Raw genomic sequence first — 23,706 nt, forward strand, 5'->3', positions numbered from 1 at the left:
AAGTTAATTGACTTTCCTTTACTCTACTTATACATATATTCTTTTAAGTGCAACAAATGTTTTTAATATGCTAGAACTGCTTCAATCCCTCAAAATAAGTCTCCTTCATACAGGGTATGCCAAACTAGGTCCCGAATGGAATTTTGATAATGTTATTAGTCCCTTTACACGGTTATTTTATGTTACCAAGGGTTCTGCCACCGTTTATCACAACAACAAAACCTACACTTTAAAACAAGGCTATATGTACCTTATTCCCAGCTATGTATATAACACTTACAGATGTGAGCATTATCATGAACAGTTTTACATCAGCTTTTTTGAAGAAATAAGAACGGGACTCTCCATTTATAATCTACGGTCATTTAACTATGAAGTTCCCATTAAAGAAGGTGATCATTTACTTTTTGAGCGCTTAACAAAGATGTATCCTAAAAGAAAAATTGTAAATAACGATCCTACGGCATACTTGCACAGACCACAAGAATTATTGCAATATAACAGAGACAATGCTAAAATGAATACGCAACGTTATTTAGAAACGCATGGTATTTTAACCATTTTACTATCTCGTTTTATTGAAAATGAGCCCGCTCAGAATGCCAATATTACTCCTGGTAGGTTAGATGATGTACTTATATACATTGCCGAACATTTAAACCAGGTACTAGAAGTGCAAGATTTAGCCAAGAAATATCATATGAGCACAGATCATTTTTCTAGACTATTTCTTCAACAGTTTAATATGAGACCCTTAAAATACATTCAAACAAAAAGAATTGAACGAGCACAATTATTGTTATGGACCACCAACCATTCCTTAGAAGAAATAGCCCATAAAATAGGCATGGAGAACTTCTCATACTTCTCAAGAACCTTTAAAAAACTCACGGGCACTACACCTGGAAAATATAGAAAAAATCAAACGATATCACCATAATAAGCTCGTTTCAAACAATATATAATCATTTGTGGTATGGTTTTGGTCACCTGTTGCAATAATGATCACAACGCTTAAGCTAAGTGCTTTGTATTTGCATTATCTTGAAAACATAATCAAACACACTAATTTATGATTGCTTATAAGCGCGTTGCACTACTGCTTAGTTTTGTTATTTTAGGATGTACTTTAAATGCACAAAAGGCTTTTCCGTTTCATCTACCTAAAGAAAAACCCGATCAGCCCTTGAGCTTGGCAATGCAACGAAATTATGATCAATATTTAGCCCCACGCCCAGAGCATAACGAGCTGTATTCTCAATTTAAATATACTGAATTGAAGGGATTGGATTATAGTAATGGTGACGGTACCGTTTCTAGAAGAGACCCATCAAAAGTTATATTTCACAACGGTAAATATTATGTTTGGTACACGTACAGACATACTAGTACTCCGCCGCAAGGTGCTGCTAAAAGTAACGACACCATACCTTCTAGTGACTGGGATCTTGCCGAAATATGGTATGCCACCAGTGAAGATGGTATTACATGGGAAGAACAAGGCGTAGCTATAAAGAGACCTGAAAAACCCCAAGTAGGATGGCGCTCAGTTTCCACCACTGACATCTTGTTTTTCAAAGGAAAATACTACCTCTATTATCAAGGATTTATGGAGGCTAGTGGAAAAAGAGGCGACGACTGCCCTGTTGCCGTGTCATATGCCGATTCTCCTGATGGTCCTTGGACAGCCCATAACGAAATTGTTATACCCAATGGTGGTAAAGGTGAATGGGATCAATACTCAATTCACGACCCCTACCCGTTGGTTTATAACGATAAAATATATTTATACTATAAGTCCGATTTTGACGGAGACCCTAAACTAGTGCGCATGCAAGGGCTAGCTACCGCAGACAACCCTCTTGGTCCGTTTACCAAAAGTCCTTTAAACCCGGTATTGAATTCTGGGCATGAAACCACATTATTCCCCTTTAAAGAAGGTATTGCCGCTTTAGTCATTAAAGACGGTAACGAACATTTTACCATTCAATACGCGCCCGATGGTGTTAACTTCTCAATTGCCGCTATTACCAGTTCATTAATGCCAATTGCTGGCGGACCATATATTCCAGATGCTTTTACAAACACTGATTACGGCAAAGGTATCACTTGGGGAATATCTCATGCTATAACAGCCGGCACTAAAGGCAAACAATATTCCATTTTAATGCGCTTTGACTGCGATCTAAGTTTAGAAATCGATGATCAAGAAATGAAAACCCATTCTAACATTTGGCATTACAAACCAAGTGATTATTATAAATTAGGATTAAGCAAAAAGCAGCAACAGCGTATTGATGTTCAAAATAAAGCTGTTAAGGAAAAATAAGATGCTATCAAAACCTACCATTATGAAATGCGATATTACATTTAAGTATCTATTATTATCTCTAGGCTGTTTGTTTATAAACTACTCAGTCGCCCAAGATTCAAAAAACGATATCAACTATCAACTTGAAGGAGAGCTTAAAAAGTGGCATAAGGTTACCATAGTATATGACGGTCCGCATTCATCTGAGCAGGCAGAAATCAACCCTTTTACCAATTATAGATTCAATGTTCGTTTTACACATAATGCTACTAATAAAACTTACCTAGTACCAGGATATTTTGCTGCTGATGGAAATGCCGGTGAGACTTCTGCCATTGCAGGAAATAAATGGAAAGTACATTTTGCGCCCGATGAAATTGGTGAATGGAGTTTTAAAGTAGATTTTAGAAAAGGAAATTGGAGTGCTATTAGTGATAAAGCAGATACGGGAGTAAGTGCAGAATTTATGGATGGCCATACAGGTAGTTTCACTATTGCCCCAACCGATAAAAAAGGGAAAGACTTTAGAGCAAAAGGTAGATTGCAATATGTTGGTGAGCGTTATTTGAAATTTGCAGAAACCAACGAATACTTCTTAAAACAAGGCGCGGATGCTCCTGAAAACTTTTTAGCCTATGCAGATTTCGATGGTACTTTCCACAACGATGGTCATGGCGATAAATTGGTAAAGACATGGTCTCCACATATTCAAGATTGGAATACTACTGACCCGGTTTGGAAAGGTAATAAGGGAAAAGGAATGATAGGTGCGCTTAATTATTTATCTAACAAAGGTCTTAATGCTTTTTCTTTTTTGACCAATAACATTAAGGGTGATGATAAAAATGTATTTCCATATGTTGATTACAACACTTGGGACCGTATGGACATTTCAAAATTAGACCAATGGGAAATTGTATTTAGTCATGCACAAAAAATTGGACTGTTTTTACATTTTAAAACCTTAGAGGTAGAAAACCAAGGTCTGTTGGATAATAGCGGAGTTGGTGCCAATAGCAAGTTATACTACCGAGAATTAATTGCACGCTTTGGGCATCACTTAGCACTAAACTGGAATCTTTGCGAGGAAAACGGTGAATGGGTAAAAAACCCTACAACCCCACCACAAGATACTATGCAGCGCCTGGCTATGGCTCATTATTTTAAAACTCACGATCCCTATCATCATCACTTGGTTATTCACAATGGGAAAAAATTTGACGATTTGCTAGGAGCCGAATCTGGTATTACAGGACCATCCGTGCAAACCCATAGAGCCGATTTTGGTAGTATACATAAAGAAGTATTGCATTGGTTAGCTGCTTCAAAAAAAGCCGGCAATCAATGGGCAGTGGCTGTAGATGAACCGGGTGACGCACAACACTCCCTCTTACCTGATAACGAAAACCCAGATCATGACCTAGCAAGAAGAAACGGACTTTGGGGAACACTTATGGCCGGTGGCTGGGGCAACGAATGGTATTTTGGATATAAACATGAACATTCTGACCTTACCTGCGAAGATTACCGTTCTCGAGATTTATTTTGGAATCAAGCTCACAATGCCATGCAGTTTTTTGAAGAAAACAATCTTTCTTATTGGGAAATGGAGAACCATAACGAGCTGGTTGGTAATTCAGAGAACAAAAACACAGTTTACTGCCTAGCAAAACCAAATGATACTTATATCGTTTACCTGAATAGCGTAGAATCTACAGTTTTAGATTTAAGTGAAACAAGCAACACCTATAAGGTGCATTGGTACAACCCAAAAACAGGTGGAAAGCTAAAAACTTCGAAAATCAAAAAGGTATCGGGTGGTCAAAAAGTGGATTTAGGAATAGCTCCAAAGGGTGAACAGAAAGACTGGGTCATTCTCCTTTCCAAAATATGATCATACAACCCAAACAAACCATTTGCACAATAATCGTTCATTCGATTATTTTAACGATTAGACACCTACAGTCCTTCAAAATTAAAAATCCAAAGAACAAATACCATGTGCTTTTTTGTCTTTTTAAAGATTGACGCACCACAACTACATCTTTTATCGAACTAGTCACTGAAAACCAGTTTCTGCCATACTGAAAAATGGAACTGATTGGTTATGGATTAGCACAAATGGTTTTACTACCACGCTCAGCATATTGCCAAATACTCAAAATAGCCCATAAAATAATAGCAAAAACCATATGTAACACTCTCTAAATCATTTGTGTCGTAAAAATTTAACATTTTTTTAAATATTGCATCAACTGAAAATGAACAAACTATGCGAGTAAAACAAATTAACTCAAAAACACTTTGGTTCTTATTATTATACTTTTTAGTAAGCATCAATTTAATGTACGCCCAAGACATTAATGTCAAAGGTAACGTAAGCGATGAATCAGGTCCTTTACCTGGAGTATCCGTTATTGTCAAAGGTACTACCACTGGCGTAGCTACTGATTTTGATGGTAATTATGAAATTAATGCCAGTGCTGACGACACGCTTGTTTTTACCTATTTAGGTTATAAAACAAAAGAATTAGCTATTAATGGTAGAACTAATCTCAATGTTGTTTTAGACACCGATGTTTCTACATTGGACGAAGTAGTCATTATAGGTTACGGTAGTTCTAAAAGAAAAGATTTAACAGGTTCCATTGTTTCTGTAAAAGGAGAAGATTTAGATAAAGTGGCTCCTGTTTCGTTTGAAGGGGGACTAGCGGCAAGAGCATCTGGTGTACAAGTTGTACAATCCGGCGGTGAGCCCGGATCTGGTTTTAACATTAGAATTAGAGGTGGTAGTTCTATTACCGCTAGTAATGATCCCCTTTATGTAATTGATGGCTTTGCCTTACAAGGTAATACTGCCAGTACTGCCGTTGGTATCGGTAACTCTTCTACAAGTCCGCTATCAACAATAGACCCTAGCTCTATTGAATCTATTGAAGTTTTGAAAGATGCTTCGGCAACAGCCATTTACGGTTCTAGAGGTGCGAACGGTGTAATTATAATTACGACAAAACAAGGAAAAAAAGGTAGAGCTTCACTTAATTTCGAAACGTTTACCGGTGTATCTACCTTAGCTAGACCATTGGATCTAATGACCGGTCAAGAATATGTAGATTTCTGGAACGATTATTTCCCATGGAACCCCGATGCCGAGGATACTTACACCAGAGCTTATAGATATGATGATGGTTCACCATTAGATTTGAGCGATCCTCGAGTATTGGTTACCGACTGGCAAAAAGAAATTACAAGACCAGCAATCACCAAGAGCTATAAAGTATCTATGAGCGGTGGTGGTGATAAGAACACATATTCAGCTTCTTTCTCATACCTTAATCAAGAGGGTATCGTAAAAACATCTGATTTTGAAAGGTATAATGGAAACTTAAATATCAATCAAAATATAAGCGACAAATTAAAAGCCGGTATGAACCTGAATTTAGGTATCAACAAAAATAATGGTATCGTAAATGCAGCCAATGAAAACGGTAATGGTAGAAACGGTATTATTACCAGTGCCATACTTTTTACACCCGTACAAGGTATCAATAGATATGATGATGCCGAATATGATGAAAACGGTCGTATAATCTCGGTAAGAGATGGTGATATTACTAATCCTCTGGCTACCCTAGAGTTTAACAGTAATAACAGAACCGCTTTTCAATCTTTCGGTAGTGTATATATTCAATATACCTTGGCAGACGGACTTACTTTTAAGTCATCAGTAAGGGGTAATATATCCTCTACTAAAGGTACTGCTTACTTTTCAGAGAAAATCAGTTGGGGTAGAACGGCGAATGGTAGAGCATTCGTAAACAACAATATGGGAACTGGTATTATAACCGAGCAAAATTTAAACTTCAGCAAGGTTTATGGAGACCACTCTTTGAATGCTACGGCGGTTTATGAAGAACAACAGAATACATTTGAATTCAACAATTCAGCAGCAACAGGTTTTGATCTCCCTGGCGTAAACCTAAACAATTTGGCTTCTGCCACGGAGACCTTACCTAACTCTTCTGGATTTACCAAAACCGCTCTACAATCGTATCTTGCTAGGGTTCAATATGATTACAAAGGTAAATACACATTAAATGCCAGTGCTAGATATGATGGTTCATCTAGATTTGCAGAGGGTAAAAAGTTTGGCTTCTTTCCTTCGGTAGGTGTTGCCTGGAACGTAGCAAACGAAAACTTTCTCAAAGAAAACAACACCTTAAATCGTTTTAGAATTAAGGCTAGTTTTGGAGAAACCGGTAATACCGCCATTGGTTCATACCGATCTTTTGCTCAAGCTGGTGTAGCAAGTACCATATTAAACGGAAATCAATTGGTTACAGGAGCATCTATACAGCAACTTGCGAATGAAGAATTAACTTGGGAAACTACCCAACAGTTTGATGCCGGTCTTTCCATAGGAATGTTCAATGATAGAATTTCTTTAGAAGCAGATTATTACCGTAAAGAAACTTCTGATCTTTTATTAGAAGTTCCATTACCATCAACAACCGGATTTAAAACCGTATTTAAAAACTTAGGAAAAGTTGAGAATAAGGGACTTGAATTTGCATTGAACACGGTAAATTTTGACAATGAAAACTTCGGATGGACATCGAATTTCAACATCAGTTTTAATGACAACCAAGTTTTAGATCTTGGTGATGCCGATCAATTTTTGGTAAACTCTATCGGTGACAATCAAATACAAGATGATTACATAGTAAAGGTTGGAGAATCTTTAGGTTCCATGTATGGTTTAGAAGTCGATGGAATTTATAACTATAGTGATTTTGCCGCTTTCGACGGATTATCAAATGAAGAAGCTGCCGCAAAAGTTAGGCAAGACGCTGCAGATCAAGGCGTGGTCTGGTATGATGTGGTTTATGAACTTAAAGAAGGTACAGTGCTTTCTTCCGGTCAGCCAGACAATACGAAATACAGACCAGGTATGCCAAAATTCGTAGATCAACTTACTGTTGATACTGATGGTGACGGTGTACCAGATGCTGCAGACGGCGTTGTAAATTCTGATGATCGAAAAATAATAGGTAATGCATTACCAAAGCATTTTGGCGGATTTACCAATAACTTTAGATACAAGAACTTAGATCTTTCAGTAATTACCCAATGGTCTTATGGTAACGATGTTTACTTAAAAAGTCTTAGTAAAGGTACGGCCCAAGCAATTCCGTTTTTAAATAAATATGGTAGAGTTGCCGATCGTTGGACACCTGAAACACCAGATACAGATATCCCTTCTATTTGGGGAGATGGCGATGCTGGTATTAATGGAACTGCTTATTCGTCATTTATTGAAGATGGCTCTTATTTTAGAATTAGCAACGTTACTTTAGGTTATGAATTACCTACCAGAGTAAAGAAAAGCATTGGTCTTAAAAGCTGTAGAGTATATGCTGCTGTGGATAACCTACATGTTTTTACAAAATACTCAGGTTACGATCCAGACGTAAGTGTTGGTAACAATCAACTTACTCCAGGTCTAGATGCAGACTCTTACCCAAGATCAAGAACTATAAGATTAGGTTTAAGCGTAGGATTCTAATTAAAGAACAAAAAAAATTAAAAGATGAAAAAAACTAAATTTTACGGAATATTGACGCTAGCGGCAGGACTGTTGCTTGTGTCTTCTTGTGATGATGATATTTTAACGGAAAACCCCAGTAACTTCTTAACTCCCGATGCTCTTTTGGTAGACACCAAAGGTGCAGAAACCTATCTTATTGGTGCGTACGATGCCGTACAGCCTATAGTTTCATCTGGCGGAAATGGTAAAGATGGTTGGGGCATTCATTGGGGTACAGTTGCCGCTGATGAAGTTGTTTTTCCACCATGGGCAGGTGATAGAAAATTTATCTATCTGCATCAATTAACACCATCAAATGGTGTGGTGCGGTCTATTTGGGAGAATTTATACGTTGCATTGAACAGAATCAACAGTACAATTGACCGAATTGAAGCAATGAACGAAGATGAAATCGATAATGAATCTAAAAGTAAATTCGTTGCCGAAGCAAAATTCTTAAGATCCATGGTGTTATTTTCTTTAGTATCCACGTATGAAAACATTCCATTGTTAACAAGTGAAACTACAGATCTAGAGTCTGTGGAAGTAAGTCAGGCAACACCGGAAGAAACCTATAACTTCATCATACAAGACTTGCAACAAGCCGCAAGTGTACTACCGGAAGAACAAGGTGGCGGTCGTGCCACAAAGGGCGCAGCTAAATCTTTATTAGGTAAAGTCTATTTACAAATGAGTGGCTTTCCCCTTAATCAAACAGACAAATTGGCCAGTGCCGAAACTGTTTTAAAAGAAGTAATGGATAGCGGTGTTTATGATCTTTTACCAAACTACAGAGAGGTTTTCGACCTTAATAACGAGCAAAGCGTAGAAATGGTGTATTCTATTGGTATGGATGGTCCTGCACGTGGAGAAGGCGGACTATTAAGTACTTTTTACGGTCCTAATGGAAATGTAAACAACGGCGGTGGCTGGGGTACTTGTTTTATCAATCATTCATTTGAAGCTTCTTACGACAGAGAAGATGTTAGGTTGTTTAATAATATCGCTAAGCACAATGCCAATGACGCAACTCCAGAAGAAGGATTCTCTGACCCAGAAACACATACCGTAAACATGAATAACTGGAGAGGTTGGAAATGGCATGCAGAAAAACCAAATAGCTATCCTAACGACACGCCATTTGATAACCCGTACATTAGGTACGCAGATGTTCTATTAATGTACGCTGAGGCACTTAACGGTCAAGGCAAGCTTACTCAGGCAGATTTGGACATTACTGTAAACCGATTGAGAGCAAGAGCTAGAATGACTGATGATGCCGTTCCAGATATGGTTGTAGGTTCACAAGACGATAATGCAACCGAACTTTTAGAAGAACGTAGAAAAGAACTTTGTTTTGAAGGATGGAGACGTAATGATCTTATTCGTTTTGGCGTCTATCATGAAGCTATTTCGGGGATAACACAAGGCGGACCAAATGCTGGTGATCCAGGACCTGAATTTCAAGATTTTGAAATACGTTGGCCAATACCTCAATCTGAGTTGGACATTAACCCTAATCTGGTGCAAAACCCTGGTTACTAGTAATATATTTTTAATATCTTAAACAAATAATTAAAAAGCCTATTCATCATTTCTGAATAGGCTTTTATGCTAAAACACTGTATATGTTTCTTCACCGTTTTCTAGCCGCCAAAACCGTAATAATTGTTTTATTGAGCAGCTTTCTATTTTATAGTTGTGAAGATAAAGAAGTGGCTCAAAAAGTGAAGAATACTAAAGAAACACCACTGTTTAAATTAGTACAGCCCGAAGATTCAGGCGTCAAATTTAAAAATACGATTGAAGAAAACTTTGATAATTTCTTTGCCATTTTCAACTATGTCTACAATGGTGCGGGTGTTGCCATAGCAGATATCAACAATGACGGTTTATCTGACATTTATTTTACAGCTAATGAAGCGCCCGATAGATTATATTTAAACAAAGGCAACTTCACCTTTGATGATATTACAGATTCGGCAAACTTAAGCAAGCAAGACGGTTGGCATAACGGTGTGGTCATGGCAGATGTAAATGCAGACGGCTTAACAGATATTTATGTCTGTAGAGGCGGTTGGCAAGATACGCCACAAGAAAGAAGCAATCTTCTATACATAAATCAAGGGGATAATACCTTTAAGGAATCTGCCGCTGACTACGGATTGGCAGACGAAGGGTTTTCGGTAATGGCATCCTTTTTTGATATGGATAACGATAATGACTTGGACCTCTACCTTACGAATAGACCTGAACATTTTTTTCTCAACTACCAGCAGGTTTTAGCGGGTAAGGCCGATGAAAATGATTTCTATAGAGACAAACTCTTTATCAACAACAGCGGAAAATTTGAAGAAGTAGGCAAACAAAAGGGAATTACTAGCAATTTTGGTTACGGACTAGGATTAGTAACTTCTGATGTGGATAAAGACGGCCAAGTGGATCTCTTTGTTGCCAATGATTATTTAGAACGAGATTATCTCTACATGAATCAGGGTAATGGAATTTTCAACGAGCAATTGAAATCGAGATTTAATCATATACCGTTTTACGCCATGGGTGTAGATATAGCAGATTTAGATAATGATGGTTGGGAAGATATCATTCAATTAGAAATGATGCCAGAGGACTATGAACGCTCCAAAACCACGATGGCAGATATGAACACACAGCTGTTCGCCAATATGAAAAACAATGGTTTTCATTACCAATACATGCACAACATGCTTCAAAAAAACCGTGGCGAAGGGTTTTTTAGTGATGTATCGCAGTATTCGGGCATTGCCAAAACAGATTGGAGCTGGGCATGCTTGGCAAGTGATTTCGATAATGACGGTCTACGGGATATTTTCATTACAAACGGATTTAAAAGAGATATTTGGGATAAAGATGCCACTATAAAATTTAGGCAATACATGCAAAGTGCCGAAGCATCTCAACGAACAAATGAAGAGAATGCACAGCATATTATTTCCCTATTTAAACAGAACAAAATTTCGAACTACCTCTATAAAAATGACGGTGATTTAAAATTCACCAATATGAGTAAGGCTTGGGGATTAGACCAACAAAGCTTTTCTAACGGAGCCGCAACTGCAGATTTGGATAATGACGGCGATTTGGATATTATCGTAAATAACGTTGATGATCCAGCTTTTATTTATGAAAACCTTACCAATTCTAAAGAGAACGGATATCTTAAAATAAAGCTCAAGGGTCCCGCAACAAACAAGGATGGTTTAGGAGCAAAAATCACACTAAAAATAAATGATAGCATACAGTTTCATGAATTTAAAACTGTTCGTGGCTATCTTTCTTCGGTAGAACCAATTGCACATTTTGGTCTTGGAGATGTAACTAAAATAGACTCCCTAACCATTGGCTGGCCAGATGGCAAAGAGCATCAACTTCATGATATTGCTGCCAATAGAACAATCATTGTCGATTATAAAAATGCCTTACAGCCTTTAGAAAAGTCTTCAACCAAAGAAACCCTATTTGTAGATGCAACCAGCTCTTCTTTCTCATCCGTCTACAAACACCAAGAAAATGAATTTGACGATTTTAGAATTCAGGTATTACTGCCTCACAAACTTTCTAACGAAGGACCTTGTATTGCCGTTGGCGATATTAACAATGATGGTTTAGAGGACTTTTATGTTGGTGGGGCAACAGGCAGTTCAGGTGCTATTTATTATCAAACTGCTAAAGAATCCTTTGTAAAAAAAGACAATGCCATTTTATCCGGTGACGCAAAATTTGAAGATGTTGATGCCGTATTTTTCGATGTAGATAATGACCAAGATCTTGATCTTTATGTGGTAAGCGGTGGTAATGAATTTTCCGAAAACTCCCCTTTACTTCAAGATCGACTCTACCTCAACGATGGTAAGGGTAATTTCATTACGAAAAAAGAGCTGATTAAAAGTGCAGAAAGTGGTGGTTGCGTACTGCCTTTTGATGTTGACAATGATGGTGACCTAGACCTTTTTATAGGCGGTAGGCTGGTTCCTGCAAAATATCCAAAAGCTCCAAGAAGTATTATTCTAAAAAACGAAAACGGAAACTTTACCGATGCTACAGCAGAGCTGGCTCCTGAACTGGAGTTTATTGGTATGGTAACAGATGCCACATACTCGGATATTGATGGCGATAATAATAAAGAACTTATCGTAGTTGGTGAATGGATGCCTATTTCAGCATTTAAAAACAATAATGGCAATCTTGTAAATGAAACGCACTCCTACGGTTTAGACAAAACTAATGGTTGGTATAATACAGTTACAGCCGTAGACATTGACCAAGATGGTAGTAATGAACTTTTAGTCGGTAATCTTGGACTAAACTACAAGTTTACGGCAAGCGAAAAGAAACCATTTAAGGTCTACGCTAGTGATTTTGACCAAAACGGTACAAATGATATTTTTCTAGCGAAAGACTACAAAGGTAGACAAGTACCTATAAGGGGTCTACAATGTAGCTCGGAGCAATTACCAGGATTGGACCGAAAATTTAAAACTTTTACTCAATTTTCTAAATCTAACCTTAGGGAAATTATTGGGGAAGGTATTGATAATGCGCTTCAACTAAACGCCTATGAATTCGCAAGTGTTATTGTTAATTTTGAAGATGGAAATGCAAAACTAGCCCCACTTCCCTACCCTGCACAGTTCTCAAGTGTAAACGGTTTTGTTACAGGTGATTTTAATGCGGACGGACTTACGGATATTGTCTTAGCTGGAAATAAATTCGAATCTGAAATTGAGACTACAAGAGCAGATGCTTCTGTCGGGTTAGTATTATTAGGCACAAAAGAAGGAAATTTTAAACCTCAAAACCGTTTGTCAAGCGGATTCTTTGCCCCTAAAAACGTAAAAGCATTAAAATCAATTGCACTGACCAACGGAAAAACAGGACTCCTGGTAGGTAATAATAATGACGAGATACAACTATTCAAAAATTGATAAAATATGAAATCGATAAAAACACTATTCTTATTTACAGTCGTAATGTACTGTTTCAATTTAACAGCACAAGCTCCCCAACCTCCTAAAGGATATACTTGGGTACCAAATGATAAATTTACCGATGAATTTGAAGGAAATTCATTAGATACCAGTAAATGGTATGCTAGATCACCTTATTGGGTAGATGGTAGACCTCCGGCTACTTTTAGAGATTATTCCGTTTCTGTGAAAGATGGTAATCTCCAAATAAAAAATTCAGTTTTAGAGAACGACAAGAAATATAACATTGCGGGCGGTGCCGTAGCATCTGTAGCAAAAGATGCACTTTATGGCTATTTTGAAACCAGAATGAAAGCTTCTAGTATTAGTATGTCGTCTACCTTTTGGCTAAAGAATAAACCAGACACCAAAGAATGTCCGTTTGAAGTACAGGAATTGGATATTGTAGAAGTTGTTGGTCAGCAAAAAACGGGTGTTGACTTTAGAACCAAATTAAGATCGAATACACATACCTTTTATACCGATTGCGATGGAGTAAAAACAGTGAAGTCACAAAAAGGAGTCGTCTCTGAAATTAATCCGCCAGCAGATGAAGCGTATCATGTGTACGGTTGTTGGTGGGTAGATGCCAACACTATAAAGATTTATTTAGATGGCGAATACAGAACTACCATGAACCCTAGTACATTTTTTAGGGAAACACCGTTCAATAAACCAATGTACATGCATTTGGTAACCGAAACGTACAATTGGGAAACACCCCCAACACCAGAAGAATTAGCAGACGATACTAAAAACACCACCTATTATGATTGGGTACGTGCCTATACTTTAGTGCCAATTAAATAAAAACAACATGCATCGATTACATCGTACAATCACCCTCTTTACAATACTTTTCACTGTAGTTCTCAGTGCTCAGAAAAAGCCAAACGTAGTTGTTGTTTTAGTAGACGATTTAGGTCTTGGAGATGTATCGTACTGCAGAAAAGCACATTCAGATTCTATTATTGTTGAAACTCCAGCCATAGATGCCTTAGCAGAAAACGGAGCCGTTTTTACAAATGCACATGCTCCCGCTGCACTTTGTGCACCATCACGATATGCGATAATGACCGGAAACCATTGTTATAGAAGTGATTCCCCATGGGGAGTTTGGGGTAGTTATGAAAAAAGCCCTATCAAAAAAAACCAGCTAACACTTGCCAAACTTATGAAGCAAGCGGGTTACCAAACCGCCTTTTTTGGGAAATGGCATATTGGTGGTGATTTTCTTAGAAAAGATGACCCAAATACTATTTATCGAGGTCCAAGAAACAAACCCGAACTAGATGTAGATATCAAAAAAATTGTAGGTGGCGGACCACGCTATCAAGGGTTTGATTATGCGCTTTCTTTCCAAGCAGGTATTCAAGATGTGCCTTACGCGGTATATGAAGATAATGACATGATGCCTTTGGCGAAGGACTCGAAAATTACATATATCTCCCAGGCAAAAATGGATAAGATTAGCGTGAAATTGGACAAAGCAGAAGGTTTAGGTGACAGTAATTGGAATCCGCATGACATGGGACCATTATTGGTAAAAAAGGCAATGGATTATATTGATGCGAATGCACATAAAGACAAACCGTTCTTTATGTACTATTCCGCTCTAGCCGTTCATTTACCCCATACCCCAACCGATGAGTTAAATGGAATTAAAATAGCCGGCACCACACCTTCCAAACATCTTGACTTAGTAAAAGAGCTAGATGTACAAATACAAATGCTGATCGATACTTTAAAAAAGCAAGGTATTTATGATGACACCATCATTATGCTAACTTCTGATAATGGCGGACTTTTAAGAAAGAATACCTTAAAGTCTGGGCACCGACCAAGTGATATTTATAGAGGTGGAAAAAACCAAGCTTATGAAGGCGGTAATCGTGTTCCGTTCATAATTTCTTGGAACAATCATTTTAAACACCAGATAAATGAAAGTCCGGTTCTTGGTATTGATATTATGGCAACATTGGCTGAACTAAATCATATTGAGATTTCTGCTGACCAAGCTTTAGATTCATCTAGTTTATTACCATTACTTGAAAATGAAACTGAAGATTTAGACAGGGTTATTTACACTCAAAGCGGCACAGGCAAAGAAGTTATGTTGATCAAAGATGGTTTTAAATTGATTTTACAAGTGAACAAATCCGATAAAAGCAACCATACCCAAACACCGATTGCATTGTTCAATCTAAATGATAATCCAGGTGAATTAGAAGCGCAAAATTTGATTACAAAAGTACAATATCAACCAAAAATAAAAGAGTTGGCTACCCTTTACCATACCACAAGAAAAAGCGGAAGACCAACAACCTTCCGCTTCTAATCAATTAGCAATTCGCTAAATCAAACGAACTATTTTTATGAGATTCCGTTGGAGTAAGCAACTACTACAATACCGGCAATCATCAATGCTAAACCTGCATATAAAAAACCTTTAGCTTTTGAAGAGGCATTTAACCATTCTTTTGTAATCAACCCACTTATTATCGCCGTTGCTACCGATGATGTATTGAATATGGCATAACCCACAGTATTTCCTGAACTTCCTAATTTAAAAGCGGCATACGCAAACAACGCCGATGCTGCATAGTGAAAAACAGCCATAACCAATATTAAAACTACATTTTTACCAAACGCCGGTGTTTTAAAGTTGCCCCAAGCATCATTTTTGCTCAACTGCCACAAAAAATAAGCCGTCATAACTATTCCGCCACTTAAAAATATGGGAAACATAACCGCTACCGCAGTTACCCAATCGGCATTTCCTTGCGCTATACTTGCCTCATGCAAATATGGTCTTCCTGCAGCATTGGCATAACTAAAACCCGTTGCCAATAAACCACCTACCACGGCAATTAAAATACCGGTAACCATAGACCCCTTTTTATTACTCGTACCAGCATCTTCCTTTTCACGTAGAATACCTGCCCTACCATTTAGAATAACTCCTACTAACACTATTAGAATTCCTATTAAAATATAGGTAAGCACATTTGCAGGTGGTAATCCATCTTCAATAAATGGCAGTAATGATCCTACTAATATGATAGTTCCAATAAAGATGGAAAAACCTAAAGACAGACCAATGTGGTTAATGGCCTTACTCCACATCATAACTCCAATTCCCCATAAAAAACTGGTCAGTCCCATTTTTACCCAAATATCCATAGGCATGTTTCCAAATATTTCCCCAAACCCGTTTATGAGCGTCAAAGATGCTATTATAGGAACCACGAACATAGTGAGCAAAAAGAACAAACTCCATGTGTTTTCGTACTTAAAATCTTTGGTGAATTTTTCCGGTAGGGCATAAAGACCCAACATTAAACCGGCAAATATTGCCAGTAAGACTCCTTCTATCATATTATCTTATTTTGGTTTAGTTCGTGTTAATTTTACCATCCAAATTTGAAAATGGTGGTGCTTTGATATGTTTCATCAGTATCTAAAATACTCTTGGGAGCATTAGAAATATTAGGTCCGTTAGGATAGCGGTGCGTTTCTAAACATAAGCCTCTATACTTTCCATACTGAAGCCCTGATTCGCGTTTTAATTCATCGGAAGTATATTTACCGGTGTAAAATAACATACCAGGTTCGGTTGTATAAACCTGTAAGCTTCTTCCACTGGTTTCCTCTTCAATTTCAGCGACTTTATCTAGCTTAAAAGCTTTGTCATCAAATAGGTAATAATGCTCAAAGCCATCGCCCATTGCCTCATGCACATCACCAATTAACTTTGGAGTCCTTAAATCATCCGGTTTATCAATAACTGATATATTTTCTCCAGTAGCCGCACCGGTTTCATCCCACACTTGTTTTTTATCAGCAGCTATTTTTACGGAATGATGTAGCACATTGTCCTTAAAACCTGTTAGGTTAAAATAGGTATGATTGGTAATGGTAAATGGTGTTTTTTGGTCGGTCGTAGCCTTATACTCTATTTTTAATTCATTATCGGCAGTTAAGATAAAAGTAACCCAGACATCAACGTTGCCAGGAAAGCCTTCCTCTAAATGATTACTCCTAGTCTTCATGGTTACCGATGCCTCATTTTCATCAAAGGCTTCCACTGACCATAATTTCTTGTCAAAACCTATTCTACCGCCGTGTAAATTATTCTCTCCAACAATTTTATTAAGCTGATATTCTACACCTTCCAATGTAAACTTTGCCTCTTTTATTTGAGAACAATACCTACCAACCGTACCCCCAAAATATGGGGCATTGCTTTTATAGGCATCAGAAAAATAACTTTCCAATTGGTCAAAACCACACACAATTTCCCCTTTTTCTCCATTTTTATCAGGAATTCTTATAGATGTAATGGTTGCCCCATAGGTAGCTATTTTAACCTCTACGCCGTTATCATTATTAAGTGTAACCAACTCTATATCATCAGCTTCAATAGTTCCAAATTTCTGTATACTTGTATTCATGAACTTAAACTTTCTAATTTCTAATTTTCGGAGCGCTAAAGGCATCCATTCTTTCCGCTACTTTACCTTCAAACTTGCGCTGTAGTTGCCATTTAGGACGCTCTAAGCCAAGCTCCCATTGAAATAGTTTTTTGTACAACACTCGTACTTTATCCGGATATGCCGATGCCAAATCATGCGCTTCAGCGATATCTTTAGAGAGATCATACAATTCTGCAGGGCGATCTGGATATCGTATTAACTTCCAATCTAATTCTCTAATAGCCCCTCTATTTTCTTTTTTCCAAAACAACGTGTTATGTGGTCTACCTAAATTTTTGCGTTCTAAAAAGGGTAATAAATTCACACCGTCTAGGTGTGCCATATCATCTACTTTTGCGCCAGCGATAGCGCTAAAGGTTGGATACATATCCAATAATGAAATAGGGTAATCGTAGACAGTATTTTCTTTTAGGCGCCCTCTCCAAGAAATCAAGAAAGGAACCCTTATACCACCCTCTAAATGGTTTGCTTTCGTACCGCTTAACGGGGAGTTTATTGACGAATTCGTATCACTTGGCCCGCCGTTATCATTTGTAAAAACTATGATGGTGTTGTCCAAAAGGTTCAACTTTTTTAATTGGTCTAACACCTTACCACAAGCTCTATCCATTGCCAATGTCATGGCTGCCAAAATTTTTCTTTTGCCTTTTAAATTAGGAAACTGCCTTAAATCTTCTTCCATGGCTTGCATTGGTGTATGCACCGCGTTAAACGATAGATAAACAAAGAAGGGTCGGTCTTTATGTTGAGCTATAAATTGATTGGTTTTATCTGCCAAATCATCGGTTAAATAACCGTTATGTTCCAAAAAATTACCGAAACCTTCCTCTAACCTATTTTCATCTTTATCTATTGGGTTGGTCTCATCAAAAGGCATAAAACTTCGTGATCCGCCCCTAAATCCGTAGAATTCGTCAAAACCTCTTTTGGTCGGATGAAATCTATCTGCATTACCCATATGCCACTTTCCAAAAATAGTGGTAGTATAACCCAGCTCTTTCAGTTGATTACCAATTGTTTTTTGTTCTAACGGTAAACCCATATCATCACCTGTAAGACCACTCAAACTCATGTATCCTGGCACATTATTTTCCTCGAAACCAAAACGCTGCTGATACATTCCAGTAAGAAAACCTGCTCTAGAAGGCCCGCAAACAGCTGCACTTACATAAGCTTGGGTACAGCGTATACTTATCTTGGCAAATTCATCTAATCTTGGTGTTTTAAACTCCTTACTTCCTTGAAAACCAAAATCGGCATAACCGGCATCATCCGAAAGAATAAAAATAATATTCGGCTTTTTCTGTGCAATCAGCCATTTTCCCATAACAAGAAAACCTAATAATAGGACAGTGCTCAATTTTGAACACCATTTATTATAGTTTACCCTATGAACATTGGTTTTCATATCGAAAATACACTGTTAGTACTTCTTCTTTTTACGTGATGTAAATCGCATAATACTTTGGTAATCGCTACTGTTATACACGTGAGTCAACCCCCATTTCAATACCTCGGTAGGTTCTTTTTCGCTATCTACAGCCCTATTTAAGCCAATAGCATGTGGCGGACTTTGAATTACCGACATGATATTGAAATTTACACCGTCTTCTGCCCATTGTATTGTATTTTTCTCTGGTCCGTCAGTGGTTATTAAAGATGCTATACCACCGTCGTACGGCCATACGCAAATTTCATGACCGCTGTTACTGATAGGATTGTAAGGTGATTTTACATAAGGTCCTTTAGGATTGTCGGCTATTGCAACACCGTGTCTTATTTGGCGACCACCAAAAGTAATTTCTTCTCCCATTTGCTCTCCTTTATAATACAGATAGAATTTACCATTGAAAGGTAAAATACATGGATCATGTACTTTATGACTATCAAAATCACCCTTTTTCTTAACGGCGAAGCGATCATTAGGGTCATCGCCTTCCCATACACCATTGTCTGCGGGACTTAAAATTGGTTCCTTACTTTTAGTCCAAGGTCCGTTAGGTGAAGTAGACCATGCCAAACCAATTTGATTTTTCACTCTTTTATTATAAGGTGATTTAACGGTCTGGTAGCTTAGGTAGTACATGTCTTCATGCTTCATGATCTCTACCGTAAATACCGAGCGATCATCATATTCACCTTTTTTACCCCTTGCTACCGCTATACCTTCCTCTTTCCATGTAATACCATCTTCTGAAGTAGCATACCAGATATCGCAACGATCCCAAGGAAATACTTTTTCATTTTCTATATCACCATCAAAACCTTGAGTAGGTCCTACCCCTTTTGAGTACCACACATAGTATTTACCATCTTCCTTGATCATGGCACTTGGATCTCTTCTTATAACACCTTCTTCATATGCTAAATCGCCTTTTAATGGTTCTAATTGATTAAATTCTAAAAACCACTCGTTTCCTAGATCAGTAGGCCAAGCCAATGCTCTTTTTGACGCAGCACTTAAATGGTCGACATCGGTTATACCCAAATGGTCAATTTGCTCTTGGGTAATAGACATATTGTCCTCTTTATTCTGATCAGTTTCGGATGTTTTTACTGTATTTTCTTGGCAACTTACGAATGCCGATAAAACATAAATACCTAGTAATGTTTTAATTATTCTCATTTATCAAATAAAAATTTAGATTTAATTAATTTTTTTAGCAAAATAATTATGCATAATTCAAAGTGGGAATTTATAATACCATTCTGAATGTACCTTATTTTACAACTAGACATGAACTGTACAAACCATTAATACACTCAACAACAAATAGTTATACAATACACCGCCCAAGTATAATTAACTAAAACGCACCTAGCAATCACTAATTATTACCCTTATAATCTTACCCAAATTACAGCATATCATATTTTATTGATATAGGTATAATAGACTCCGCAGGTATCGGTGCCAAATACAAAGTCAGTTATCAATAATGTTTTTCCTTTTTCTAAATACACTTCAAAATCTATTGACGCTTCATTCGCATTTATGGTTTTTTCCAATATTTGATTGGCTATCTGTATCCTCACTTTATCAGGAGAAATGGCGACATACTCAAAATTAGATTTAGGATGTTTATTGGGTACTCCTAAAACAGGACCAGGGACTTCTTTTGACCAGCGCATACAAGAGATTTTATACGTGCCCGCCGAAGCAACTTCTATAGCATACCTATTATTTTTATTTTTTACGCCCGCAGCCACCTGTTCGGTTTTCCAAATACCGGTATCGTCTCCGACGGCATGTTGAATGGTTAATTTTATTTCTTTTTGATGTTCAGAACCTATAATAGTAACCGGTAACTCGGTAAATACATCATTAGCCATAGCCGACGTATAAAAAATGGCATTCTTACTCTTTAAATCTTTAACCAATTGCGGATGTTCTTTTGCCAGGTTTTGCTTTTGCCCTATGTCATCAATGATATTATAAAGCTCTTTCCCCTTTAGTAATCGCCATTCGTTCTGTAAAACGAGTCCGTCATGTTCTTGTGTGGGTGGTCTCCAGTCTTGTCGGTTGTGCAGAAATAGTGCTCGTTCTCTTAAACTTGCATTCGTATTCTTTAATACAGGAGAAAAATCGATTCCGTCTAAACTCAAACTATCTGGCACTTTCAACGCACATAAATTTGCCAAAGTTGGGATAAGGTCTATGTGAGCCGCCAGTTCATTATTGTCTTTTCCTCCTTTAATTTTGGCTTTAGGATATCGAATAAAAAACGGAACCCTATGTCCACCTTCTTCCTTCTGACCTTTTATTCCTTTAAATCCTTTATTATATCCTAAGTTATCGGCTGCACGATACCCAAAGCGTGTACCGTTGTCTGACATGAAAATAACAATGGTATTCTTTTCTAATTTCTCCGCTTTTAAGAACCTGTTCAGTTTACCAAAATTCTCGTCAATATTGGCTATCATGCCATAGAGATTAGCACTAACAATATGTTTTCCTTCTAAATGTCTATACGGGGCAGCATATTTTTCATCGACATATAGCGGGTCATGAGGCGCATTTAAAGGCAAATACACGAAAAAAGGATCGTCTTTGTTGTGCTCGATAAAATTTATCGTCTCATTGAACCAAACATCGGTACAATAACCCTTAAATTGTTTGGGTTCGTTGTTTACATAATATACATCATCAAAATAGTCATTACCCCAATAATCGGACAATTCCCCTATACCTCCTGCTAAATGATGTATAGCTGTATCGAAACCAGCATCGGTTGGTCGATTAGGATAATTATCCCCCAAGTGCCATTTGCCGAATAAGGCGGTTTTGTATCCGTTTTGCTGAAAAACATCTGCCATTGTCACCGAATTGGAAAGGGCATCCCTACCCTTATACGTTGCCCAAGCTCCATTATTAATAGGATACTTTCCGGTCATTATTGCAGCTCTAGTAGGTGTGCATAGGGGCGATACATGAAAATTGGTCATTCGTACGGCATCATCGTAAAAGGCATCTATTTCCGGTGTTTTTAACCACGGGTTGCCATGTGCCCCTAAATCTCCAATACCTTGGTCATCGGTAAGTACTAAAATGACATTGGGTCTATCTTGTGATTGCAAGGAAAACATACAGCCAATGCCTATGTAACATAAACCTATTAACACCTTTTTAAAAAGTAAGACCGTATATTTCACCATCAGGAATTAATCTATATGAGCCTCGATTTCACCTCCAATATCATTCTCTCTGTAACCTTCTAAAGTAATTTTAAAGGCATGTGCATATTTTGAAGGAAAGGAAGCTGGTTTTTGTATAACAAGTCCTTTTTCGTTGCGTTCCCAACTTAATTTCTCGGTACTACCAATTAGTTGCACATCCAGTATGGCAGAATTTAACGCTCCGATATCCGTAGATAGGGTTTTCATGATAATCTCGCCTTTAGGCTCATCTAAAACAATGGCAAAAATTTCTTTATCGCCTTTTTTGGTATACCGAATATCTTTTTCTTGGTATTCGATTTTTAACTTTTCCTCTACCTTGTGCCCACCTTCTGGCAACCTTGTTGGTCCTTCACCAAATACAGTCCATGGGCGCGTGTCATAAATAGCTTCGCCATTAATTGCTAACCAAGATCCCATATCTGTTAGTAATTGTTGCATTTCTGGTGGAATACTTCCATCTGGGTTTGGTGGTACGTTCAATAACATTAATCCGTTTTTAGCTACAATATCCGCAAGTATATCTATGAGCTCATTAGCTGTTTTAAACTTTGCATTTGGTCTATAGAACCAAGCTCCGGGAGAGGTATCGGTTAACCAAGCATTTTGTTTTGGTTGATTTGGTCTACCGCGTTCATAATCCTTAATAGCGACATCTTCGTTAAAGGTTGCTTCTTTATAACAAACCGCTACTTCTTTTCCCCACTCTTTGCCCTTGTTATAGTAATAGGCTAAAAATTTAAGTCGGTCTTCTTCCGGTAAATTCTCCAACCACCAATCGAACCAAATAATATCTGGTTGGTACTTATCTATGTATTCTTTTAAACTTGCCCACCATGCGGTCATAAAAGCTTCATCTGGCGTGTCATTGTCTAAACTATGCGGATTGGTATACAAGTCGTAATCCTTCGGGTTTATGTTACCGTGAGCATGTGCAGGACCAAAATATTTCCAGGTAAATGCATGGTGAAATGACCCAATAAAACGCATTCCTTTATCATTTATCTCCTTTTTTAGTGCTGCAGATGGATCAATACCTCCATAATTCATAGAATTCCAACGGGTCGCTTTACTGTCCCACATTGCAAAATTATCATGATGCATAGCTACAGGGCCTGCAAATCGTGCCCCCGATTTTTCAAATAAATCCGCCCATTCTTTGGCATCAAAGGCTGTGGGAGAAAAATCTTCTATAATTTCTATATATCCCTTTTTAGAAGGCTTTCCGTATTTCTTTTTATGATGGATGTAATTGTTACTTGGTTGACCATTTTTTGTTTCAATAATTTTTCCGTCGTGATACATCATCATACCATGCCAACCTGCATAATGTTTGTTCGGTTCAATACCCTCAAATGCACTTGAAACCGGACCCCAATGTGCATAAATGCCCAATTTTGCATCTAAGAACCAATCTGGCGTAGCATTCACGTTGGCTAAAGATTCCCAACTTTCTTCATACTGTTCAGTTTGTGCATGAAGGTTTGACTGTATACTTGCACCAACAATTACAGCCAGCACACCTATTTTTTTACCAATGTATTTTTTCATTTGTACTATTTTAAATCTTATCTAAACGTGTTTTCAAGTCTTTACTATTTGGAGCCTAAGTACCCATAATAAACAATT

General features: G+C 37.6%; 14 protein-coding genes. 8 read left to right on the forward strand and 6 right to left on the reverse strand.

Annotated elements, in window-relative coordinates; translation table 11 throughout:
• Positions 1-67: 67 nt before the first annotated feature.
• The 8 genes from DCS95_RS04455 (at position 68) to DCS95_RS04490 (ending at position 15,242) form a co-directional block, all read left to right on the forward strand.
• Entirely contained in the window at positions 68-940 is an 873-nt protein-coding gene (locus DCS95_RS04455; protein ID WP_116769612.1) for an AraC family transcriptional regulator, read from the forward strand.
• 132 nt (positions 941-1,072) lie between these two features.
• Positions 1,073-2,329 carry a glycoside hydrolase family 117 protein gene (locus DCS95_RS04460; protein WP_116769613.1) on the forward strand — a complete coding sequence of 419 codons (1,257 nt, stop codon included), beginning with the start codon at positions 1,073-1,075 and terminating at the stop codon, positions 2,327-2,329.
• 22 nt (positions 2,330-2,351) lie between these two features.
• A complete protein-coding gene (locus tag DCS95_RS04465; protein WP_116770148.1) occupies positions 2,352-4,205 on the forward strand; it encodes a DUF5060 domain-containing protein in 1,854 nt (617 codons plus the stop codon).
• A gap of 378 nt (positions 4,206-4,583) precedes the next feature.
• On the forward strand, positions 4,584-7,877 hold the full coding sequence (locus DCS95_RS04470) for a SusC/RagA family TonB-linked outer membrane protein (RefSeq protein WP_244178373.1): 3,294 nt from the start codon (positions 4,584-4,586) through the stop codon (positions 7,875-7,877).
• Between the two features lie 24 nt (positions 7,878-7,901).
• The gene (locus DCS95_RS04475) at positions 7,902-9,443 is read left to right on the forward strand and encodes a RagB/SusD family nutrient uptake outer membrane protein (RefSeq protein ID WP_116769615.1); all 1,542 of its coding nucleotides are present in this window, start codon (positions 7,902-7,904) and stop codon (positions 9,441-9,443) included.
• A gap of 83 nt (positions 9,444-9,526) precedes the next feature.
• The gene (locus DCS95_RS04480) at positions 9,527-12,862 is read left to right on the forward strand and encodes a VCBS repeat-containing protein (RefSeq protein ID WP_116769616.1); all 3,336 of its coding nucleotides are present in this window, start codon (positions 9,527-9,529) and stop codon (positions 12,860-12,862) included.
• A gap of 6 nt (positions 12,863-12,868) precedes the next feature.
• Positions 12,869-13,714: a family 16 glycosylhydrolase gene (locus DCS95_RS04485; RefSeq protein WP_244178374.1), complete on the forward strand. Its 846-nt coding sequence runs from the start codon at positions 12,869-12,871 to the stop codon at positions 13,712-13,714.
• Positions 13,715-13,721: 7 nt separating this feature from the next.
• Positions 13,722-15,242 carry a sulfatase-like hydrolase/transferase gene (locus DCS95_RS04490; protein ID WP_116769618.1) on the forward strand — a complete coding sequence of 507 codons (1,521 nt, stop codon included), beginning with the start codon at positions 13,722-13,724 and terminating at the stop codon, positions 15,240-15,242.
• Positions 15,243-15,277: 35 nt separating this feature from the next.
• On the opposite strand, the gene DCS95_RS04495 is transcribed toward DCS95_RS04490, so the two are convergent.
• From DCS95_RS04495 to DCS95_RS04520, 6 genes are all read right to left on the reverse strand, one after another.
• Positions 15,278-16,282 carry an L-rhamnose/proton symporter RhaT gene (locus tag DCS95_RS04495; RefSeq protein ID WP_116769619.1) on the reverse strand — a complete coding sequence of 335 codons (1,005 nt, stop codon included), beginning with the start codon at positions 16,280-16,282 and terminating at the stop codon, positions 15,278-15,280.
• A gap of 32 nt (positions 16,283-16,314) precedes the next feature.
• Positions 16,315-17,358 carry an aldose epimerase family protein gene (locus DCS95_RS04500; protein ID WP_116770149.1) on the reverse strand — a complete coding sequence of 348 codons (1,044 nt, stop codon included), beginning with the start codon at positions 17,356-17,358 and terminating at the stop codon, positions 16,315-16,317.
• 13 nt (positions 17,359-17,371) lie between these two features.
• Entirely contained in the window at positions 17,372-18,727 is a 1,356-nt protein-coding gene (locus DCS95_RS04505; protein ID WP_208630729.1) for a sulfatase-like hydrolase/transferase, read from the reverse strand.
• A 96-nt stretch (positions 18,728-18,823) separates the two neighbouring features.
• Positions 18,824-19,918 (reverse strand): glycoside hydrolase family 117 protein, encoded by a 1,095-nt coding sequence (locus DCS95_RS04510; protein WP_425269152.1) that lies wholly within the window; start codon positions 19,916-19,918, stop codon positions 18,824-18,826.
• A gap of 350 nt (positions 19,919-20,268) precedes the next feature.
• Positions 20,269-21,987 (reverse strand): arylsulfatase, encoded by a 1,719-nt coding sequence (locus DCS95_RS04515; RefSeq protein WP_116769622.1) that lies wholly within the window; start codon positions 21,985-21,987, stop codon positions 20,269-20,271.
• A gap of 75 nt (positions 21,988-22,062) precedes the next feature.
• Positions 22,063-23,628: an alpha-L-fucosidase gene (locus DCS95_RS04520; RefSeq protein WP_116769623.1), complete on the reverse strand. Its 1,566-nt coding sequence runs from the start codon at positions 23,626-23,628 to the stop codon at positions 22,063-22,065.
• Between the last annotated feature and the right edge of the window lie 78 nt (positions 23,629-23,706).

The sequence above is a fragment of the Maribacter litoralis genome (genome assembly GCF_003075045.1).
Classification (GTDB): domain Bacteria; phylum Bacteroidota; class Bacteroidia; order Flavobacteriales; family Flavobacteriaceae; genus Maribacter; species Maribacter litoralis.

Coding starts and splice junctions, on each gene's coding strand:
- DCS95_RS04455 (WP_116769612.1), top strand. CDS start 68: ATGCTAGAACTGCTTCAATCCCTCAAAATAAGTCTCCTTCATACAGGG.
- DCS95_RS04460 (WP_116769613.1), top strand. CDS start 1,073: ATGATTGCTTATAAGCGCGTTGCACTACTGCTTAGTTTTGTTATTTTA.
- DCS95_RS04465 (WP_116770148.1), top strand. CDS start 2,352: ATGAAATGCGATATTACATTTAAGTATCTATTATTATCTCTAGGCTGT.
- DCS95_RS04470 (WP_244178373.1), top strand. CDS start 4,584: ATGCGAGTAAAACAAATTAACTCAAAAACACTTTGGTTCTTATTATTA.
- DCS95_RS04475 (WP_116769615.1), top strand. CDS start 7,902: ATGAAAAAAACTAAATTTTACGGAATATTGACGCTAGCGGCAGGACTG.
- DCS95_RS04480 (WP_116769616.1), top strand. CDS start 9,527: ATGTTTCTTCACCGTTTTCTAGCCGCCAAAACCGTAATAATTGTTTTA.
- DCS95_RS04485 (WP_244178374.1), top strand. CDS start 12,869: ATGAAATCGATAAAAACACTATTCTTATTTACAGTCGTAATGTACTGT.
- DCS95_RS04490 (WP_116769618.1), top strand. CDS start 13,722: ATGCATCGATTACATCGTACAATCACCCTCTTTACAATACTTTTCACT.
- DCS95_RS04495 (WP_116769619.1), bottom strand. CDS start 16,282: ATGATAGAAGGAGTCTTACTGGCAATATTTGCCGGTTTAATGTTGGGT.
- DCS95_RS04500 (WP_116770149.1), bottom strand. CDS start 17,358: ATGAATACAAGTATACAGAAATTTGGAACTATTGAAGCTGATGATATA.
- DCS95_RS04505 (WP_208630729.1), bottom strand. CDS start 18,727: ATGGGAAAATGGCTGATTGCACAGAAAAAGCCGAATATTATTTTTATT.
- DCS95_RS04510 (WP_425269152.1), bottom strand. CDS start 19,918: ATGTCTATTACCCAAGAGCAAATTGACCATTTGGGTATAACCGATGTC.
- DCS95_RS04515 (WP_116769622.1), bottom strand. CDS start 21,987: ATGTTTTCCTTGCAATCACAAGATAGACCCAATGTCATTTTAGTACTT.
- DCS95_RS04520 (WP_116769623.1), bottom strand. CDS start 23,628: ATGAAAAAATACATTGGTAAAAAAATAGGTGTGCTGGCTGTAATTGTT.